Source organism: Tenacibaculum sp. SDUM215027, from assembly GCF_050566205.1.
In the GTDB taxonomy this organism is placed as follows: domain Bacteria; phylum Bacteroidota; class Bacteroidia; order Flavobacteriales; family Flavobacteriaceae; genus Polaribacter.
In genome coordinates this window covers 1-2,401 of the sequence record NZ_JBNXUE010000016.1, presented here as the reverse complement: position 1 = coordinate 2,401, position 2,401 = coordinate 1, and the positions used below count along the sequence as shown (strand labels likewise).

At 36.0% G+C, this 2,401-nt stretch carries 2 protein-coding genes; both read left to right on the top strand.

All coding sequences use genetic code 11. The features are described from left to right. On the top strand, positions 1–1,564 hold a 1,564-nt coding region (locus ACQYZ7_RS16630; protein WP_430730832.1), incomplete at its 5' end, for a gliding motility-associated C-terminal domain-containing protein. A 10-nt stretch (positions 1,565–1,574) separates the two neighbouring features. Then, on the top strand, positions 1,575–2,401 hold an 827-nt coding region (locus tag ACQYZ7_RS16625), incomplete at its 3' end, for a PorP/SprF family type IX secretion system membrane protein (protein ID WP_430730831.1).

Sequence of the window (2,401 nt, the reverse complement as noted above, 5' to 3'; positions counted from 1 at the left end):
TCAGGTGATTACAGTAGAAGATACAGAAGCACCAGCCTTTGTAGAGAGTTTACCAGCAGATACAACAGTAAGTTGTGATGCTGTTCCAGTAGCAGTGGTATTAACCGCGACTGATAATTGTGATAACTCTGTAACTGTAAACTATTCAGAAGAGTTTTCAGGACAAGATGATGAATGTGGATCAGAATACTTGATAACAAGAACATGGACGGTATCAGACTGTGCTGGTAATGCAACTTCACATACTCAAGTAGTAACAGTAGAAGACACAACAGTGCCAGTATTTGTAGAGGAATTACCAGCAGATGTAACAGTAAGTTGTGATGCGATTCCAGCAGCAGTAGTTTTAACAGCAACAGATAATTGTAATGCATCCGTAACCGTAAATTACTCAGAAGAATTTTCAGGACAGGATGATGAATGTACATCAGAATATACGATTACAAGAACATGGACGGTACAAGACTGTGCAGGTAATGCAACATTACATAGTCAAGTAGTAACAGTAGAAGATACTACCGCACCAGAATTTGTTGAGACTTTACCAACAAACACAACAGTAAGTTGTGATGCTATTCCAGCATCAGCAGTACTAACAGCAACAGATAATTGTGATTCTGAAGTAATAGTTGTATATTCAGAAGAGCTTTCAGGCCAAGAAGAAGGATGTGCGTCGGAATATACAATCACCAGAACGTGGACGGTAGAAGATTGTGCAGGTAATAGCACATCACATACTCAAGTTATCACAATAGAAGATGATGAAGCGCCAACCTTGGTATCAACATTAGAGGATATAATAGTAGAATGTGATACTGTTCCTGAAGTACCAACATTAGAGTTTACAGACAATTGTTCTTCAAGTGTAACACAAACAAACTATGAAGAAACAAGCACATTTGATGGAACCGAAAATGATTATACAATTACAAGAATTTGGACAGTTACCGATGACTGTGGAAATGTAGCGGACTTTACACAATATATAACAGTAACCGTAAATACATCCGTAACAGAAATAGCAGATTCAAGATGTATTGATGATGGCGAAATAGACTTGAATGACTATTTAGCGAATCAAAGTGAAGGTGGAACTTGGGAAGTAACCCAAGGAAGCGTAATAGTATCTGATGATGGAAGTTTTGATCCGTCAGGATTAAACTTAGGAGATTATATATTCACCTATACATCACCAAATAATGGATGTTTAGCATCAACAAAAGTTACGATTAATATAAACGATGACTGTATAGTATTACCATGTGGACAAGAAGATGTGGTAATCTCAAAAGCAGTAACCCCTAATGGAGATTCATGGAATGAATTTTTTGAAGTTACAGGAGTAGAATCTTGTGGTTTCATAGCCAATGTACAAATATTTAACCGTTGGGGAGCCAAAGTTTTTGAATCAAACAATTATGCAAATAATTGGAACGGAGTTTCAGATGGATCTACGTTTGGCGGAGCAGAAAGACTACCAGCCGGTACATATTACTACATTGTAATATTAGAGAATAGTGGTTTAAAACCATTTACAGGAGCAATTTACTTAGGAACCAAATAATATTATAGCTATGAACCAAAATTACAAACTATTACAGGGAGTTATTGTGTTGTTTTTTGCAACAGTTTTAACAGTTCAATCACAACAGCTACCACAATTTACTCAGTATATGTACAATACCATATCTATAAACCCTGCATATGCAGGAAGCAGAGAAGTATTGAGTATTGTAGGATTGCATAGGAGCCAGTGGGCAGGGTTAGATAGAGCACCAGAAACACAAACTTTATCTATCCACACCCCACTTAGAAATGATAAGATAGGATTAGGTTTATCATTTATCAATGATCAATTAGGATATGAGAACTTTACCTATTTATATGGAGACTTTTCATATACGATTAAACTTAATGACGATGTTAAACTAGCTTTTGGACTAAAAGCAGGATTTACTCAATACAATATTGATGATGCTTTAATAGCAGCAGAAGGATCAGATCCTGGGATTTCAGGCATTCAAAACAGATGGGAACCTAATATAGGAAGCGGATTGTTACTACATACCAACAAATGGTATGTAGGGCTTTCAGCCCCAAGGCTATTAAACATAGATCATAACGATTTAGAAATCAACGGAATTAATTATGGAGTTGTAGATAAAGTAAGTTATTATTTAACAGGAGGATATGTTTTTGATGTAAGCGATAACGTAAAATTCAAGCCTTCTACATTACTAAAAGCAACCAATGGAGCTCCATTATCATATGATATAACCGCAAACTTTTTATTCAATGAAAAGTTTTGGTTAGGAGGTTCATATAGAATTAATGAAGATACCGGAGCTTTAGGAGCATTAGTAGATTTTCAAGTATCACGACAGTTCCGAGTAGGTTACGC